Here is an 18,129-nt window from a genome sequence, read left to right on the forward strand (position 1 = left end):
GTGGGCTGGCTCGACCGGGTCGATGACCAGGTTGACGCCCTCACGCGCGCTCGGGCGTTGCAGGAGGCCAGTCGGTCCGCCGAGGCGTACACCCTGCTGGAGCGGGTGATCCGCACCACCACGGACCCGGCGGCGCGGGCGGACGCGATGGTGCAGCGCCTCTGCACGCTGATCAATCTCGGTCGCACGGCGGAGTTCACCCGGGCCATCGAGGAGGCCTCGGCGGCCGTCCGTGACCTTGCCGAGCCCTACCTGCACGGGCACCTCAACGCGCTGGCCGCGCTCGCCGCCCACCACCAGGGCGCACTGGACCGCTGTGTCACCCACCTGGTGAAGGCGGCCCGGGCGCTCGGCTCCGTGGAGGACCCGGACCGGGACACCGCCTGGGGCTGGCACGACCTGGCGATGGCCTACAGCTATCTCAGCTTCCACGGGTACGCCCTCGGTGCGATCGAACGGGCCCGGCAACTCGGGCTGACCGCCGGAATCCCGGAGGAGACGTTCGCCGCGCCGGGAATCCGGCTGCGCAACGCCGTGGCGCTGGACCACAACGGCGACAGCGACGGCTGCCTGCGGGTGCTCCGGGACGTGGCCGCCGACCTGGCCCGGTTCGTACGCACCGGACGGGCCGGCCGGCTGCGCCCGAGCAGCCTCGCCGCGTACGGGTACGCGGCAGCCCGGCAGGCCTCGCTGGGCGACCGGTTGGAGTCCGTCGGCGACAGCGAGCCGTCCCGGCTGCTCGTCCACGGCGGGGACAGCGCCCGCGCCCGCGACATGCGCCAACTCGGACTGGTCTGCCTGGCCGTCGCCGATGAGCGACCCATCGAGGCGGTCGCCCGCCTGGACACCATCCGGGTGTCCACCGAGACGCTCGGCGCCGCCGAGCCGGCCCGGCTTCGCAGCATCGCGCTGAGCCGGGCCGGAGACCACCCGGCGGCGCACCGCGCCGACCGGCTGGCGTTCCGGCTGGCCGCGCAACGCAACGACCGGCTGCGCGATGTCTACATCGACGGCATCGCCGCCCGGATCGACCACGAGGAGATGCGCCGGGAGGCGGCGCGATTCGAGGGCGAGGCACTGACCGACCCGCTCACCGGGTTGCCCAACCGGCGGCGGTTGGAGCGGTACATCAGCGCGGTGGTCACCCGCGGCGACCGGGTGGTGATCGGCGTCTGCGACCTGGACGGCTTCAAGGCGGTCAACACCCGGCACGGGCACCATTCAGGCGACCTCGTGCTCCAACGCATCGCCGGGGTGATCAACCGGGTGATGCGCCGGGGCGACTTCGTGGCCCGCTACGGCGGTGACGAGTTCGTGGTGGTGCTGCCGGAGACCGGCATGGCCGAGGCGGCCGAGGTGGCCCGCCGGATCGAGGTGGCGGTCCGCGCCGAGGACTGGGAGTCCCTGGTGCCGGGCACACCGGTGGGGGTGAGCATCGGTTTCGCCGAGGTCTCCGGCTCCGGGCTCCGCGACGCGCTCAGCGTCGCCTTCGAGCAGGCCGACCGGGAGATGCTGCGCGCCAAGTCCCGTCCACGAGCCAGCTGACCGGCCGGCCGGGCGCTGCCGGACGTCGACGGAACGACGGGTCAGCGGCGGGTCAGTTCGGTGTCGCCGGCCAGCCGGGCAGCGCGGTCGGCCTCGGTCAGGGCATCCAGCACGCCGTCCAGGTCGCCGGCCAGCGCCAGATCCAGGTTGTACGCGGTGTAGCCGATCCGGTGATCGGTGATCCGGTTCTGCGGAAAGTTGTAGGTGCGGATCCGCTCCGAGCGGTCCACCGTTCGCACCTGCGCCTTGCGGGCGTCCGAGGCGGCGGCGTCGGCCTGCTCCTGGGCGGCGGCGAGCAGCCGGGCCCGAAGGATCCGCATCGCCTGCTCCCGATTCTGCAGCTGGGACTTCTCGTTCTGGCAGGAGACGACGATGCCGGTCGGCAGGTGCGTGATCCGCACCGCCGAGTCGGTGGTGTTGACCGACTGGCCGCCCGGGCCGGACGAGCGGAACACGTCGATGCGCAGGTCGTTCTGGTCGAGGGTGACGTCGACGTCCTCGGCCTCCGGCAGCACCAGCACCCCGGCTGCGGAGGTGTGGATCCGGCCCTGCGACTCGGTCACCGGAACCCGCTGCACCCGGTGCACGCCGCCCTCCCACTTGAGCCGCGACCAGACGCCGTTGCCGCCCTCCGGAACGCCCTTGGTCTTGATCGACAACGAGACGTCCTTGACCCCACCGAGGTCGGAGTCCTGCGCGTCGATCACCTCGGTGATCCAGCCGTGGCGCTCGGCGTACCGGCTGTACATCCGCAGCAGGTCGCCGGCGAACAGAGCGGACTCCTCGCCGCCCTCACCGGCCTTGATCTCGACGATCACGTCCTTCGCGTCGTGGGGGTCACGCGGTATGAGCAGCTCGGCGAGGCGCTCCTCCAGGGCAGGAAGGGACGCCGCGATCGCCTCGGTCTCGGCGGCGAAGGAGGGGTCCTCGGCGGCGAGCTCACGGGCCGCGGCCAGGTCGGCGCGTGCCTGCTCCAGCTCACCGGCAGCCTTGTGCAACGGAACCAGCGCGGCGTACCGGCGGCCCACCCGCCTGGCGGTGGCCTGGTCGGCGTGAATGGCCGGATCGGCCAGGCGCTTCTCCAACTCCGCGTACTCGTCGAGGAGACCGGCCAGACGCTCGCTGCTCATGCTGCGGATGCTCCTTCGACACAGGGGAGATGCGGACGGCACCGCGTCCGGCGGAAATGCGGACGGCGCCCGCATCCGGCAAGAAACCGGACGCGGGCGCCGAACGAGGAGTTACTTGGCCTTCTTGGCCTGAACCTTGGCGTACTTCTGCTGGAACTTCGCGACCCGGCCGGCGGTGTCGAGAACGCGCTGCTTACCGGTGTAGAACGGGTGGCAGGCGCTGCAGGTCTCGGCGTGGATCGCCCCGCCCTTGGCGGTGCTGCGGGTCGTGAACGTGTTGCCACAGGAGCAGCTGACCTCGGTGGTCACGTACTCCGGGTGGATGTTTGCCTTCATCTCGCCTCGGTCCTCTCGTTGGTGGTCGCCGGGTCGCCGTCACCGCCCGTCGCGCCGTGCACGACGGGCTCGGGCGTGAACCGGAACCGGTGGCCGATTGACCAGTGTGCCATGGGCCTGAGCCGACCCGGCAATCGGGCCGCACACCTCGTCCGGCATCGTCAACACATGCCTCCCCGTCCGCATTCCCGTCCCGCGGCAGAGCATTCGCCCGCCCGGCGGACCGCCGCCCACCCTCGCCGCCGCCTTTGCTCTGCTTACCCCCGCGCACCATGCACGGACCATGACTGATGCGCAGAGGTAAGCAGAGCAAAGGGCGCGACCCAGGGATGGCCTGCGGGAAGCGGTGCTGGTGATGTGAGGCACGACGGAGGGGCACGGCCGGTCGGCCGTGCCCCTCCGTCGTCTACCGCTGCGGGGACGTCACTCCCCCGGCGTCGACTTCGCGATCTGCATCAGGAACTCGATGTTGGTACGGGACTGCTTGAGCCGGTCCAGCAGCAGGTCAAGTGCCGCCTGCGAGTCCAGCGAGTGCAGCACCTTGCGGAGCTTGTGGATGATGGCCAGCTCCTCCGGCGCGAGCAGGACCTCTTCCTTACGGGTGCCGGACGGGTTGATGTCGATGGCCGGGAAGGTCCGCTTGTCGGCGATCTTCCGGTCCAGCTTCAGCTCCGCGTTACCGGTGCCCTTGAACTCCTCGAAGATGACCGTGTCAGCCATGGACCCGGTCTCGACCAGCGCCGTGGCGAGGATGGTCAGCGACCCGCCGTTCTCGATGTTGCGGGCCGCGCCGAGGAAGCGCTTCGGCGGGTAGAGCGCGGTGGAGTCGATACCACCCGACATGATCCGGCCGCTGGCCGGCGCCGCCAGGTTGTACGACCGACCCAGCCGGGTCACCGAGTCCAGCAGCACGACAACGTCGTGCCCCAGCTCGACCAGACGCTTCGCCCGCTCGATCGCCAACTCCGCCACCGTGGTGTGGTCCTGCGGCGGCCGGTCGAACGTGGCCGCGATGACCTCGCCCTTCACCGAACGCTGCATGTCGGTGACCTCTTCGGGCCGCTCGTCCACCAGCACCACCATGAGGTGGCACTCCGGGTTGTTGCGGGTGATCGCGTTCGCGATCGCCTGCAGCACCATCGTCTTACCCGCCTTCGGCGGTGACACGATGAGCGCCCGCTGGCCCTTGCCGATCGGCATGACCAGGTCGATGACCCGGGTGGTCAGGATGTGCGGCTCGGTCTCCAGGCGCAGGCGCTCCTGCGGATAGAGCGGCGTGAGCTTGTAGAACTCCGGCCGGCGCCGCGCCTCCTCCGGCTCCATCCCGTTGATGGTGTCCAACCGCATCAGCGGGTTGTACTTGTCCCGCCGCTGATCGCCGCTGTTGCCGCCCTCGCGGGCCGCACGCACCGCACCGGTGATCGCGTCACCGCGACGAAGGCCGTACTTCTTGATCTGGGACATCGAGACGTACACGTCGTTCGAGCCGGCCAGGTAACCGGTCGTCCGCACGAAGGCGTAGTTGTCGAGCACGTCGATGATGCCGGCCACCGGGACGAGCACGTCGTCCTCGTTGACCTGCGGCTCGCGCCCACCGGTGTCGCCACCGGTCTCGGGGCGCTCGCTGCGACCACGGCGGCGATCCCGGAAGCGGCTGCGCCGGCCACGCCGGCCACCGCCCTCGCCGTCATCGTCGTCGTTGTCGCGTTCGACGCGCTCGACGCGCTGACCACGGTCGTTGCGGTCACCCCGCTCGTTGCGGTCGTTGCGGTCGGCACGCTCGCCCCGGTCGTTGCGCTCGCCCCGCTCGGCACGGTCACCCCGGTCGGCACGGTCGCCCCGCTCGGGACGGTCGCCCCGCTCGGCACGCTCGCCCCGGTCGTTGCGCTCGCCCCGCTCGGCACGGTCACCCCGGTCGGCACGGTCGCCCCGCTCGGGACGGTCGCCCCGCTCGGGACGGTCGCCCCGCTCGGCACGCTCGCCCCGCTCGGCACGGTCACCCCGCTCGGCACGCTCGCCCCGCTCCGGACGCTCGGCCCGGTCCCGGCGGTTCTCGCCGCGCTCGGTCCGCTCGCCCGTGTCCGCCTCGTCGGTACGCGCCTCGGTGGCACGCGCCTCGGTGGGACGCGCCTCGGTGGTACGCGCCTCAGCCGTACGAGCCTCGGTGGTACGAGCCTCAGCCGGACGTGCCTCGGTGGCACGAGCCTCCGCCGTGGCGGTCCGGCTCCGCCGGGTACGACCCCGGCTCTCGGTCTCGGCGGCCGGCTCGGCCGGCGCCTGGTCGGTGTTGCGTCCCTCGGCTGCCGGACGGTCCACGGTCTCCCGCACCTCCTCACGGGTCGGCGCGGCCGCAGCCGCCACCTCAGCCCGCGGTCGAGGGGTTCCGGCGGCGTTGCCGCCCTGCCGCTCGGAGATCGCGGCGATCAGCTCGCCCTTGCGCATGCGAGCCGTGCCGGAAATGCCGAGCGACGCGGCCAGGCTCTGCAGCTCTGGCAGCAGCATCGCCGACAGACCGGTGCCGCTACGCCGCCGACGGGCGGGGGCGGCTGTGGTGGCATCGCCAGCGACGTTGGAAACATCCGACGTCACGTCGGTGGTGTCGCTCAATGGATTCCTTCCCTCGATAAAGGCCGGGACTGCCCGGAGTCGGAACTCAGGTGGCCGGGCGGCCTCGGTGCACCCGCCTCGCAAGGACGCGTCGCGGGAGTCTGTGACACAGCAGCCGGTCGGTATCCCGACTCACCAAGGGTCGGTGAGCAGGTCTCGCCGTCTGCGGCGACCTGTGGAAACTGCGGTGCGGCGTGGGCCTTGGCAGGGGTGACGGGCTTACCGCCGAGAGCTTCGGGGGTGCGCCGCCCCGCAGGAGATCGCGTGCTTCGCGGCTGTGCTAGGTCTAGAGCGTAATCAACTCTTCCGACCTGCGGCAACAGGGTCCCGCTCGGCGTGTCCAAGTCTACCCCGAGCGATCCGCGCCCCGCTGACGTCTATCGGTAACTGCCAGATCTGCCAGTCTGTTCCCGCGGGGAAGCTTGCCGGAGGGTCGGTGAGCGCCAGAACCGTGGGGCCCGCCCCACTGACCACAGCCGCCACACCCACCGCGCGTAACGCGTTGACCAGGGAGAACGTTCCCGGCATCGCGGATGCGCGGTAGTCCTGGTGGAGCCGGTCGACGGTGGCCGGCAGCAGCAGCGTCGGGTCCGTGGTCAGCGCGTGCACCAGCAGCGCCGCCCGCCCGGCGGTCAACGCGGCGTCGCCGTGCGGCACGGTGGCCGGCAACGCGGCCCGCGCGGTCGCGGTCAAACCGCGCTCCGCCGGAACGAAAACGGTGGGCCGCACCCCGTCGGCGACCGGCAGGGACACCGCGCGGGCGCCGGTCGACTCGGACCAGGCCAGCGTGAAGCCGCCGAGCAGGCACGGGGCGACATTGTCGGGATGGCCCTCGATCTCGGCGGCCAGCCGGAGGACGGCCGCCCCGTCCAGCAGGCTCTCCCCATCGATGACCAGCGCCCGGGCCAGCAGCACCCCCGCCACGATCGCGGCTGACGAGGAGCCCAGCCCCCGTGCCTGCGGGATCCGGTTGACGCACTCCACGCTCAGCCCCTCGGGCTGGGCACCGAGCACGTCGAAGGCGGCCCGCATGGCCCGCACCACCAGGTGGCGGTCGTCGTCGGGCAGCTCACCGGCGCCCTGCCCGGTCACCGCGACCCGGACGCCAGCAGAGGTGACCTCGGCGGCCAGGTCGTCGTGGAGACCGAGGGCGAGACCCAGCGCGTCGAAACCCGGGCCCAGGTTGGCACTGGTCGCGGGAACCCGGACCCGGACCGGCCCAGCGGTGAAGTTCGTCGGCACGGGGTCATGGTAGGGGTACCGGCGCGACCGCCGGTTCGGTGAGCGAGAGCCGGCGGGTGGCGATCCGCCAGCCGACCGCGTACACGAGGGTGACGAGCCCGCAGCCGGCCAGCACCACCCGCTCGTCGACCACGTCCACCACCAGCGCAACCGCCAGCTGGCTCACCGAGATGGCCAACGTCGCGAGCATCATGTCGGTGGCGAAGACACGCCCGCGCAGCCGGTCCGGCACCTCACCCTGCAGGGCGAAGTTCGACATCACCCAGTTGCTGCCGCCCGCGAAGTGCGCCACGAAGACCAGCAGCAGCACCAGCGGAAACCAGCGGACCACCGACGCGCCCAGGTAGGACAGGCCGTAGAGCGACATGGACAGCGCCAGCCCGGGCAGCAGCCAGGACCGGTTGGTCAGCACTCGACGCATCAGGATCGGCCCCACCAGAGCCCCCGCCCCGCGTACCGCGAAGAGCAGGCCAGCGCCCAGCGAACCCACCCCGTACACGGTGGCGAGCAGCGGAAAGACGGTCAGCACCCCGTTGCCCAGCCCAACGGCCGACTTCACCGTGACCAGCGCCAGCACCCGCGGCCGGTGCCCGATGTAGCCGAGCGCCTCGCGGACCGCCGCCCAGGTCCGCTGCGTCGGCAGGTCCGGGTCCCGCGGTGCCTGCAACGGCCGGCGGATCCGCGCGGCGAGGCCCGCGGCCAGCGCCAGGCCCACCGCCGCCACCCAGAAGCAGACGTACGGGCCGGCAGCCGCGCTGAGCACGCCCCCGAGCGAGGCGCCGACCACCGTCATGGTGCCCCAGGCTGAGCCGGCGACCGCGTTACCGGCGGCCAGCTCGTCCGGCTCGAGCACGTTGGGCAGCGCGGCCTGGGCGGCCGGTGAGTAGAACGCCTTGGCGACCGCGACCAGTCCGATGGCCACCAACGCCAACCACGCCGTTCCGGCCCGGACGCCGAGTAGCAGCAGCACGCCCAGGAGCGCGGCCACGTTCGCCACGATCATGATCTTCCGCCGGTCGAACCGGTCCGCCACCGTCCCGGTGTAGGGCAACAGCAGCGCCACGATGCCGGTGTCCACGGCCAGCACCAACGCACCCCACACCCCGCTGCCGGTCAGTTGGGGCAGGAGCACCAGGAGCGGCACCATGACGAACCAGTCGGCACCGAAGACCACCAACTCGGCGAGAAAGAGATTGCGAAAGCTGCGGTTGCCGGTCAGGACGGAGAGGGTGGACGCCACGGAGCAGGACCATACCCGGATGACGTCGCTCGATACCGGGCGCGACCAGCCACGACAGGTCCCGCCAATCCGCTCGCAACGTCCGGTCTCCGGAAGCCGGAACGCCCCCGGAGGGTCGAAACCCGCCGGGGGCGTTCCACGATGCCGTCCGACTACTCGGTCGGCTCCGAGGGGGGCAGCGGCGAGGTACGGCTGCGGGGCAGCCGCAGCACCTCGAACTGGTCCGTTCCGTCCACCAGTGCACCCGACGGGGCGGAACGACCTGCCGCCGGCTGCGAGCCCTCGGCCCGCGCCGCAGCCGGCGCAGCCGACGGCACCGCGACCTGGTTCGGGCCCGACGTCTCGTCGGTGTCCGGGCCGGTCGGCCCGGTCACCGTCGGCTCGCCGGAACGCCGTCGACGGCGCCGCTCCCGCAGCGACTCCTTGGTGCGCTCCACCATCGTGTACAGCGTCGGCACCAGGATCAGGGTGAGCAGGGTCGAGCTGAGCAGACCACCGATCACCACGACCGCCAGGGGCTGGGAGATGAAGCCGCCCTCACCGGTCAGCCCGAGTGCCATCGGCAGCAGCGCGAAGATGGTCGCGACGGCGGTCATCAGGATCGGGCGCAGCCGGCGACGGCCACCCTCGACGACCGCCTCCCCGACCCCCAAGCCCTGGGCGCGATACTGGTTGATCAGGTCGAGTAGCACGATCGCGTTGGTCACCACGATGCCGACGAGCATCAGCACGCCGATCAGCGCCGGCACGCCCAGCGGCGTCCCGGTGACCAGCAGCAGGCCGATCGCGCCGGTCGCCGCGAACGGGATGCTGATCAGCAGGATCAGTGCCTGGGTGAGACTGCGGAACGTCGCCACCATGATCAGGAACACGATCGCGATCGCGGCCAGCACCGCCAGGCCCAGGTCACCGAACGCGTCGGCCTGGTCCGCGCTGACGCCGCCGATCGCGAAGCTCGCCCCCGGCACGTCGATGCCGTCCAGCCGCTTCTGCAGCTCCTGGCTGGTCGCGCCCAGGTTCGAGCCGGTCGCCGTGCCGGTCACGGAGACGCTGCGCTCACCGTCGATCCGGGTCACCTGCTGCGGCCCCTCGGCCTGGGTGACGTCCGCGATGTCGTCCAGCTTGACCGGGCCCACCGGCAGCGCCCGCAGCTCCTGCACCGACACCGGCGGCTGCGTGCCCAGGCGCAGCACCACGTTCTGCTGCTGACCGTCGAGCGCGACCTCACCCAGTGGCGCCCCCCGGAACGCCTGCGACACCAGCTGACCCACCGCAGCCTCGGTGAGCCCGACCCGGCCGGCGGCGACCCGGTCGACGGTCACGTCGACCCGCGGCACCCGCGTGGCCAGGCTGGTGGTGACGTCCTCGACGTCCGGGACGCCGGCCATCGCCGTCCGTGCCGCCTCGGCGGCCCGGGTCAGCACCTCCGGGTCGGGGGCCTGAACGATCACCTCGAGCTGGCTGGTCGAGGCGTCCTGCCCGCCGCCGAAGCTGATCTCGCCCAGTCCGGTGCCGAGCCCGTCGAACTCCTTGCGCAGCACCTCGCGCATCTGCTTCGCGTCGGTGTCCCCGTCCAGTGCCACCGACCAGCTCGCGATGTTGTTGCCGCCGCCACCGGCCCAGGGGTTGTCCCCGCCGCCCGCGGTCACCTGGTAGGTCTTCACCCCGTCGGTACGCCCGAGCACCGTCTCGACCTGCTTGGCCGCCGCGTCGGTGGCGGCCAGGCCGCTGCCGGCCGGCAGCTCCTGGGAGAAGCTCAGCGTGTCCTGCCCGGAGTCGTCCAGGAAGTTGGTCTCCAGCTTCTGGGACAGACCGAAGGTGCCGAAGAGCACCAGCAGACCGAGCCCGACGGTGATCCAGCGGGTGGACCGCTTGCGGGTGGCGAACCCGATCACCGGGAGGTACGCCCGCTGCAACGGGCTGCGCAGCTCCTTGGACTCCGCGGCGCGGCGCACCGCCTCGTCGTCCACGGTGCCGCCGCGCGGCTTGAGGAACCAGTACGCCAGCACCGGGATCACGGTCAGCGAGACCAGCAGCGAGGCGAGCAGTGCCACCGTCACGGTGATCGCGAACGGCGCGAAGAGCTGCCCGACGAAGCCGCCGACCAGCGCGATCGGCGCGAACACCGCGACCGTGGTGAGGGTGGACGCGGTCACCGCCCCGGCCACCTCCCGCACACCGGTGATGATGGCGTGGCGCTTCTCCTCGCCGTACTCCAGATGCCGTTTGATGTTCTCCAACACCACGATCGAGTCGTCCACCACCCGGCCGACCGCGATGGTCAACGCGCCGAGGGTGAGCAGGTTGAGCGAGTAGTCGCCGATCCAGAGGGCGATGAGCGCCACCAGCACCGACAGCGGGATGGAGACCGCGGTGACCAGGGTGGAGCGCACCGACAGCAGGAAGACCAGGATGACGATGACCGCCATCAGCAGGCCCAGCAGACCCTCGGTGGTCAACGACTCGATCGACTTCTCGACGAACGGCGCCTGGTCGAAGACCACGGTCAGCTCGGCGCCGGAGGCGTCCTTCAGATCGGCCAGCCGGTCCCGGATGTCGTGCGAGATCGCCACCGCGTTGCCGTCCGGCGCGGCGGTGACGGCGATGCCGAGGCTGTCCTTGCCGTTGGTCCGGGTGATCGCGGTGGCCGGGGCGAGCTGCTGCTCCACGGTGGCCACGTCACCGAGACGGACCGGGGCAGGGCCGGGGGCGACCACGATGCCCCGCAGGTCGTCCAGGGTGGCGATCGGCGTGCCGACCTGCACCGGGAGCGACCGGGTGCCGTCGACCACCACACCGGCGGGCACCGCCACGCCATTCGTCGTCAGCGCGGCGCCGATCGCCGTGGGCGGGAGCTTCGCCGCGGCCAGCTTGGCCGGGTCCGGGGTGAGCACCACGACGTTGTCGCGGGTGCCGGTCACCTCGACCGTGCGTACCCCCTCGATGCCCTCCAGCTCCGGGACCACGGTGGCGCGCAGCTTCTCGGCCAGTGCCCGTTCGTCGCCTCCGCCGGCCGCCGCCAGCACGACCGCCGGCAGGTCGTCGGTGCTGCCGGCGATGACCTGCGGGTCGACGTTCTCCGGCAGCTGGGCGTCGATCCGGCTCAACGCGGTCTGCATCTTGTTGACCACGTCGTCGAGGTCGGTGCCGAACTCGTACTGCACCTGGATGGTCGCCGAACCCTCGCGGGAGGTGGAGGTGACCTTGTCCAGCCCCGGAATGCCCTGGAGTGCGTTCTCGATCGGCTCGGTGACCTGCGACTCGACGATCTCGGGTCCGGCGCCGGGGTAGGGAGCCACGATGAACGCGGCCGGGAATTCGAGCGACGGCAGCAGTTGCTGCTTCAGCGACGGCACGGCGAACACTCCGAACGCCGTAATCACCACCGCGATGAGGGCGACGAGCACCCGGTTGGCGAGGCTGAACCTGGCGAGCAGCGACATCGGGCTGGCTCACTCCTGAAGAGAGAATGCGGGCGGGATACGTGAAAGTGTGCCCGACCCGATCACTCAGACCCTCGCGACCCCCCACCCGGTCCCAACCCCAGTCAGGCCAGGTCGAGGGCGCGGGCTGCGGCCAGCGGGTCGTTCGCGATGGTCAGCGGGGCGGGCGCCGTGGAGATGGCCCACTCCGGGTCCTTCAGGCCGTGGCCGGTCACCGTGCAGACCACCGTCGAACCTGGCGGCACCGCGCCCGCCGCGGCCTGCTGGAGCAGGCCCGCCACGCTGGCCGCGCTGCCCAACTCGACGAAGACCCCCACCTCACGAGCAAGCAGCCGGTACGCGGACAGGATCTCCCGGTCGGTCACCGCCGCGATCAGCCCCCCGGAGGCGTCGCGGGCGTCCAGTGCCCTCGTCCAGCTCGCCGGGTTGCCGATCCGGATCGCGGTGGCGATGGTCGACGGCTCCGGCACCACCTTGCCGGTGACGATCGGGGCCGCGCCCGAGGCCTGGAAGCCGTACATCTTCGGTGAGCGGGTGGTGGCGCCGGCGTCGCGCTCCTCCGCATAGCCCATCCAGTAGGCCGAGATGTTGCCGGCGTTGCCGACCGGCAGGCAGTGGATGTCGGGCGCGTCGCCGAGCGCCTCGACGATCTCGAAGGCGGCCGTCTTCTGCCCGTGCAGGCGGTCGATGTTGACCGAGTTGACCAACGCGACCGGGTAGTCCTGGGCGAGTTTGGCAGCGGTCGCGAGGCAGTCGTCGAAGTTGCCGTTCACCTGGAGCAGCTTCGCGCCGTGCACCAACGCCTGCGCCAGCTTGCCCAGCGCGATCTTGCCCTGCGGCACCAGCACCGCGCAGGTCAGCCCGGCCCGGGCCGCGTACGCCGCCGCGGACGCGCTGGTGTTGCCGGTGGAGGCGCAGATGATCGCCTTGTTGCCGGCCTCGACCGCCTTGGAGACCGCGAGGGTCATCCCGCGGTCCTTGAACGAGCCGGTCGGGTTGGCGCCCTCCACCTTGAGGTGCACGTCGCATCCGAGTCGCGCGGACAGCACCGGCGCCGGCAGCAGCGGGGTGTTCCCCTCGTGCAGCGTGACGACGGGCGTGGCCGCGGTGACCGGCAGCCGATCCCGGTACGCCTCGATCAGACCGCGCCACATGTCGCTCTCCTCGCCTCTGCCGCCACGCCGACCTGAGGAATCAGGCCACCGGAGGACCAGCCTGCCGCAGCGACCGACGGCAGACCCCGGGTAACCCACCTGGCGGGACGAGCAGGCCGTCCCACCATCGGGTCAACGACTCAGACGCCGCCCTCGACCCGCAGCACACTGGTCACCGACCGGACGATGTCCAGACCACGCAGCTCGCCCACCGTCGCGGCGAGCGCGGCGTCCGGTGCCACGTGGGTGACGATGACCAGCTCGGCGTCACCGGCCCGGCCGGCGGCGCCGCTCGACCCGCCCGCCGAGCCCTGCCGGACGGTCGCGATCGACACGTCGTGCCGGGCGAACACGCCGGCGACCGCGGCCAGCACACCCGGACGGTCGGCCACGTCCAGGCTGACGTGGTAGCGGGTCAGCGCCTCACCCATCGGCCGGACCGCCAGGTCGGCGTACGCGCTCTCGCTGGCCGCCCGCACCCCGGCGAGCCGGTTGCGGGCCACCGCCACCACGTCGCCGAGCACCGCGCTCGCGGTCGGCGCACCACCCGCACCCCGGCCGTAGAACATCAACTGCCCGGCGGCGTCCGCCTCGACGAAGACCGCGTTGAACGCGTCGCCGACGCTGGCCAACGGGTGGCTGCGCGGGATCATCGCCGGGTGCACCCGGACGCTGACCGTCTCCCGGCCGGCCGGGTCGACACCGCGGGCCGCGATGCAGAGCAGCTTGATCGTGCAGCCCATCGCCTGGGCGCTGGCCACGTCCGCGGCGGTGACCTCGGTGATGCCCTCCCGGTGCACGTCGGCGGCGCCAACCCGGGTGTGGAACGCCAACGAGGCGAGGATCGCCGCCTTGGCCGCCGCGTCGAAGCCCTCCACGTCGGCGGTCGGGTCGGCCTCTGCGTACCCCAGCTCGGTGGCCTCTTCGAGGGCCTCGGCGAAGCCGGCGCCGGTGGCGTCCATCGCGGAGAGGATGAAGTTGGTGGTGCCGTTGACGATGCCCGTGACCCGGTTGATCCGGTCTCCGTGCAGTGACTCGCGCAGCGGACGCAGCAGCGGGATGGCCCCGGCCACGGACGCCTCGTAGTAGAGATCGCCGCCACCCTCGGCCGCCGCCTCGTGCAGTGCCACGCCGTCCTCGGCGAGCAGCGCCTTGTTGGCGGTGACCACGCTCTTGCCGGCGCGCAGCGCCTCGACCAGCCACCCTCGGGCCGGCTCGATGCCGCCGACCACCTCGATCACCACGTCCACGTCGTCGCGTTTGATCAGGCCGAGCGCGTCGGTGGTGAACAGGGCGGGGTCGACCGGCAGGTCACCACGGTCGCGGCCGAGCCGCCGGACGGCGATGCCCGCGATCTCCAGTGGAGCGCCGATCCGGGCGGTCAGGTCGGCCGCCTGCGCGTGCAGCAGCCGGACCACCTCCTGACCGACGGTGCCGCAGCCGAGCAGTGCCAAGCGCACAGGTGACGTCATCCCACATCCAAGGCGAGCAGGTCCTCTTCGGTCTCCCGCCGGACGATCAGGCGCGCCTGGCCGTTGCGCACCGCGACCACCGGCGGCCGGGGTACGTGGTTGTAGTTGCTGGCCATGCTGCGGCAGTAGGCGCCGGTGCCGGGCACGGCGACAAGATCTCCGGGCTGCACGTCGGCGGGCAGGAATTCATCCTTCACCACGATGTCCCCGGACTCACAGTGCTTTCCCACCACGCGGGCGAGCAACGGCTGCGCGGTCGAGGCCCGGGAGGCGAGCGTCGCCGAGTAGGACGCGTCGTAGAGCGCGGTGCGGATGTTGTCGCTCATCCCGCCGTCGACGCTGACGTACGTCCGGATGCCGTCGAGGTCCTTGACCGTGCCGACCTCGTACAGGGTGAACACGGCCGGCCCGACGATGGCCCGGCCCGGCTCGATCGACAGGTGCGGCACGGCCAGGTTCTCCGCCGCGCACTCCGAGTCGACGATCTTGTGCAGTCGCTTGGCCAGGTCCTGCGGAGCGGCCGGGTCGTCCTGGCTGGTGTACGCGATGCCGAAACCCCCGCCCAGGTCCAGCTCGGGCAGTTCCACTCCGCGCGCGTCGCGGATCTGCGCCTGCAGGGCGAGCACCCGGCGTGCCGAGACCTCGAAGCCGCTGGCGTCGAAGATCTGGGAGCCGATGTGCGAGTGCAGCCCACGCAGCTCCAGCACACCCTCGTCGAGGATCCTGAAGGCGGCCGCCGCGGCGGTGCCGCCGGCCAGCGAGAAGCCGAACTTCTGGTCCTCGTGGGCGGTGGCGATGAACTCGTGGGTGTGCGCCTCCACCCCGACGGTGACGCGTACCAGCACCCGGGGGCGGACCCCCCGCTCGCGGGCCAGGGCGGTCAGCCGGTCGATCTCGGAAAACGAGTCGACGATGATCCGCCCCACCCCGGCGTCCAGTGCCCGGCTCAGCTCGGACACCGACTTGTTGTTGCCGTGGAAACCGATCCGCTCCGGCGGCATCCCCGCCGCCAGCGCCGTGGCCAGCTCGCCGCCGCTGCAGACGTCGAGGTGCAGCCCCTCCTCGGCGATCATCCGGACCACGGCGCGGCAGAGGAACGCCTTGCCGGCGTAGAAGATGTCCGCGGTCGGGAAGGCGGCCCGGAAGTCCCGGCACCGTGACCGCAGGTCGTCCTCGTCCAGCACGTACACCGGGGTCCCGAATTCGGCCGCCAGGTCGCGGACGCCCAGGCCCGCGACGGCGACGGCGCCGTCGGCGCCGCGCGTCACGTTGCGCGGCCACAGCGCCGGCACCAGGGCGTTGACATCCTCCGGGGTACGCAGCCAGGCCGGCCCCCGGTTGCTGATGTCCGCGTGCAGCGCACCGGCCTCATGAGCACGCATCAGGGACTACATCCTCTCGGGAGCGGAGACACCCAGCAGGTAGAGCCCGTTGGCGATCACCGTGCGGGTGGCGTTGTTGAGCCAGAGCCGGGCCCGGTGCAGGTCGGTGACCTCTTCGTCGCCCAACGGCAGGACCCGGCAGTTGTCGTAGAACCGGTGGAAGGACGCCGCCACGCTCTCCTCCAGGTAGCGGGCCACCCGGTGTGGCTCCCGCAACTCGGCGGCCGTGGCCACCACCGCGGGGAACTCGGCCAGCGCCTTGAGCAGCTCGTTCTCCTTCTCGTGCCCGAGCAGCTCGGGGCGGAAGTCGCCCGCGCCGCCCTGGACCAGCCCCACCTCGGCTGCGTTGCGGGCCACGCCGGCCGTCCGGGCGGCGACGTACTGCACGTAGTAGACCGGATTGTCGCGGGTGGCCCGGGTCCACAGCTCGATGTCGATGTCGATCGGGGAGTCGCTGGAGTAGCGGGCCAGCGCGTACCGGGAGGCGTCCACGCCGATCGCCTCGACCAGGTCCTCGAGGGTGATCACGTTTCCGGCACGCTTGCTCATACGCAGCGGGGCGCCGTCCCGCAGGAGGCTGACCAGCTGCCCGATGAGGATCTCCAGGTTGCGGTCCGGGTCGTCGCCGAAGCAGGCGGCCATGGCCCTCATCCGGCCGATGTAGCCGTGGTGGTCGGCGCCCAGCATGATCACGACCCGCTCGAAGCCGCGCTCGCGCTTGTCGAGGTAGTAGGCGCAGTCCGCGGCGAAGTAGGTCCACTCGCCGTTGGACTTGCGCAGCACCCGGTCCTTGTCGTCGCCGAAGTCGGTGGTGCGCAGCCAGGTGGCGCCCTCGGCCTCGTAGAGGTGACCCTGCTCGCGCAGCCGGGCCAGGGCGAGGTCCAGTTCACCCCGGTCGTGCAGGTCCTTCTCGTTGAAGTAGGTGTCGAACTCCACCCCGAAGTCGCGCAGCGAGGAGCGGATCTCGTCGAACATCAGCGCGACGCCCTCGACCCGGAAGACCTCCTGGGCGGCATCGTCGGCCATGGTCGACACGTCCGGGCGGCGGGCCTGCACCTCGGCGGCGATCTCACCGATGTACGCCCCGCCGTAGCCGTCCTCCGGCGCGGACTCGCCCTTAGCGGCGGCGAGCAGCGAGCGGGCGAACCGGTCGATCTGCGATCCGGCGTCGTTGAAGTAGTACTCCGTGCCCACCTGGGCGCCGGTGGCCCGCAGCAGCCGGCTGAGCGCGTCACCGACGGCCGCCCAGCGGACGCCACCGATGTGCACCGGGCCGGTCGGGTTGGCCGAGACGAACTCCAGGTTGATCTTCTCGCCGGCGAGCCGGTCGCTGCGCCCGTACTCCGCCCCGGCCTCGACGATCACCCGGGCGAGCTGGCCGGCGGCGGCCGCGTCCAGCCGGATGTTGAGGAAGCCCGGCCCGGCGATCTCCACGGACTTGACACCGGGCGCCCGGCCCAGCTCGTCGGCCAGGGCGGTGGCCAGTTCGCGCGGCGCGACGCCCACCTTCTTGCTCAACTGCAGGGCGAGCGTGGAGGCGTAGTCGCCGTGCTCGGGGTTACGCGGTCGCTCCACCGCCGTACGCTCCGGCAGCGCGGCGCGGTCCAGGCCGCGCTCGACGAAGACGGCGTGGGCAGCGGTGAGGACGACCGAGGCTAGTTCTGCAGGAGTCACCGAACCATGTTATCGGGGGTAGACTCGGGCATTCGGCGGCGACCCTGCGCATCACCTGGCCCGCCACCTCCCCTGACCGACCGACCTGACGAGGCACGATGAGCATCAGCACCCCGGGCGGCCCTGAGCGCCGCCCGACCGTGGTCAGCACCGGCAAGAAGCCGGCCGCGGGCCGGCCGGCGACCGACGTCAAGGCCGGTTCCGGAAAGCCGGCGGGCACTCCGCGGGCCGGTGGCAAGGGCCCCCGCAAGCCGATCACCCCGGTCAAGGTGAGCCAGGGCCGGGCCTGGGGCCCGATCGCGCTCTTCGTGGCCGTGGGCGTCCTCGCGGTCGGCATCATCGGGTACGGCGCATGGGCCTCGTTCCAGGGCGCGAAGCCGTGGGACAAGAAGGCCAACGCCATCGACGGCATCGCCAACATCCGCAAGTCGGATCCGGACAGCTTGAAGTACGAGAAGCACGAATCCGGCCCCCTGAAGTACAAGTACTCGCCGCCGGTGGGCGGGGTGCACAACGCCGCCTGGCAGAACTGCATGGGCGACGTGTACGACGCCCCGATCGCCAGCGAGAACGCGGTGCACAGCCTGGAGCACGGCGCCGTCTGGATCACCTACCGCCCGGGCCTGCCACAGGACCAGATCGACAAGCTCGCCGGCAAGGTGCGCGGCGTCGAGAAGACGCTGATGAGTCCGTACGAGGGGCTGGACAAGCCGATCTCGCTCCAGGCGTGGGGCTACCAGCTCAAGGTCGACAACGCCGACGACAAGCGGATCGACGAGTTCATCAAGGACCTGCGGGTGAACGCCTCCACCGAGGGTCCGACCGCACTCTGCAACACGGGCATCACCGCCACCGGCACCACGCCGCGTGACCTCCAGCAGCAGCCCACCCAGTAAGGACCGCG

12 protein-coding genes are annotated in these 18,129 nt (G+C 71.7%); 2 read left to right on the forward strand and 10 right to left on the reverse strand.

Annotated elements, in window-relative coordinates:
* On the forward strand, window positions 1-1,545 hold the full coding sequence (locus tag ACLJN9_RS13790; RefSeq protein WP_410811650.1) for a diguanylate cyclase domain-containing protein: 1,545 nt from the start codon (window positions 1-3) through the stop codon (window positions 1,543-1,545).
* 41 nt (window positions 1,546-1,586) lie between these two features.
* Here ACLJN9_RS13790 and prfA read toward each other — a convergent pair whose 3' ends face one another.
* The 10 genes from prfA to argS form a co-directional block, all read right to left on the reverse strand.
* Window positions 1,587-2,675 carry a peptide chain release factor 1 gene (gene prfA / locus ACLJN9_RS13795; protein ID WP_410811652.1) on the reverse strand — a complete coding sequence of 363 codons (1,089 nt, stop codon included), beginning with the start codon at window positions 2,673-2,675 and terminating at the stop codon, window positions 1,587-1,589.
* Between the two features lie 111 nt (window positions 2,676-2,786).
* Window positions 2,787-3,011, reverse strand: coding sequence for a 50S ribosomal protein L31 (rpmE, locus tag ACLJN9_RS13800; RefSeq protein ID WP_030333150.1), 225 nt, complete (start codon window positions 3,009-3,011; stop codon window positions 2,787-2,789).
* A 423-nt stretch (window positions 3,012-3,434) separates the two neighbouring features.
* On the reverse strand, window positions 3,435-5,618 hold the full coding sequence (gene rho / locus ACLJN9_RS13805) for a transcription termination factor Rho (RefSeq protein ID WP_410811653.1): 2,184 nt from the start codon (window positions 5,616-5,618) through the stop codon (window positions 3,435-3,437).
* Between the two features lie 297 nt (window positions 5,619-5,915).
* Window positions 5,916-6,860 carry a homoserine kinase gene (gene thrB, locus ACLJN9_RS13810; protein ID WP_410811654.1) on the reverse strand — a complete coding sequence of 315 codons (945 nt, stop codon included), beginning with the start codon at window positions 6,858-6,860 and terminating at the stop codon, window positions 5,916-5,918.
* Window positions 6,861-6,864: 4 nt separating this feature from the next.
* Window positions 6,865-8,100, reverse strand: a complete 1,236-nt coding sequence (locus tag ACLJN9_RS13815) for an MFS transporter (protein ID WP_410811655.1) — start codon at window positions 8,098-8,100, stop codon at window positions 6,865-6,867.
* A 152-nt stretch (window positions 8,101-8,252) separates the two neighbouring features.
* Window positions 8,253-11,543: an efflux RND transporter permease subunit gene (locus tag ACLJN9_RS13820; RefSeq protein WP_410811657.1), complete on the reverse strand. Its 3,291-nt coding sequence runs from the start codon at window positions 11,541-11,543 to the stop codon at window positions 8,253-8,255.
* A 104-nt stretch (window positions 11,544-11,647) separates the two neighbouring features.
* Window positions 11,648-12,697 carry a threonine synthase gene (gene thrC / locus ACLJN9_RS13825; RefSeq protein ID WP_410811659.1) on the reverse strand — a complete coding sequence of 350 codons (1,050 nt, stop codon included), beginning with the start codon at window positions 12,695-12,697 and terminating at the stop codon, window positions 11,648-11,650.
* Window positions 12,698-12,837: 140 nt separating this feature from the next.
* Window positions 12,838-14,157 (reverse strand): homoserine dehydrogenase, encoded by a 1,320-nt coding sequence (locus tag ACLJN9_RS13830; protein ID WP_410811987.1) that lies wholly within the window; start codon window positions 14,155-14,157, stop codon window positions 12,838-12,840.
* A gap of 8 nt (window positions 14,158-14,165) precedes the next feature.
* The gene (lysA, locus tag ACLJN9_RS13835; protein ID WP_410811660.1) at window positions 14,166-15,551 is read right to left on the reverse strand and encodes a diaminopimelate decarboxylase; all 1,386 of its coding nucleotides are present in this window, start codon (window positions 15,549-15,551) and stop codon (window positions 14,166-14,168) included.
* Window positions 15,552-15,557: 6 nt separating this feature from the next.
* A complete protein-coding gene (gene argS, locus ACLJN9_RS13840; protein ID WP_410811661.1) occupies window positions 15,558-17,225 on the reverse strand; it encodes an arginine--tRNA ligase in 1,668 nt (555 codons plus the stop codon).
* A gap of 98 nt (window positions 17,226-17,323) precedes the next feature.
* Here argS and ACLJN9_RS13845 point away from each other — a divergent pair, with 98 nt between their 5' ends.
* Window positions 17,324-18,121, forward strand: a complete 798-nt coding sequence (locus tag ACLJN9_RS13845) for a DUF3105 domain-containing protein (RefSeq protein WP_410811662.1) — start codon at window positions 17,324-17,326, stop codon at window positions 18,119-18,121.
* The last annotated feature ends 8 nt before the right edge of the window (window positions 18,122-18,129 follow it).

The organism is Micromonospora sp. 067-2 (assembly GCF_046549295.1).
In the GTDB taxonomy this organism is placed as follows: domain Bacteria; phylum Actinomycetota; class Actinomycetes; order Mycobacteriales; family Micromonosporaceae; genus Micromonospora.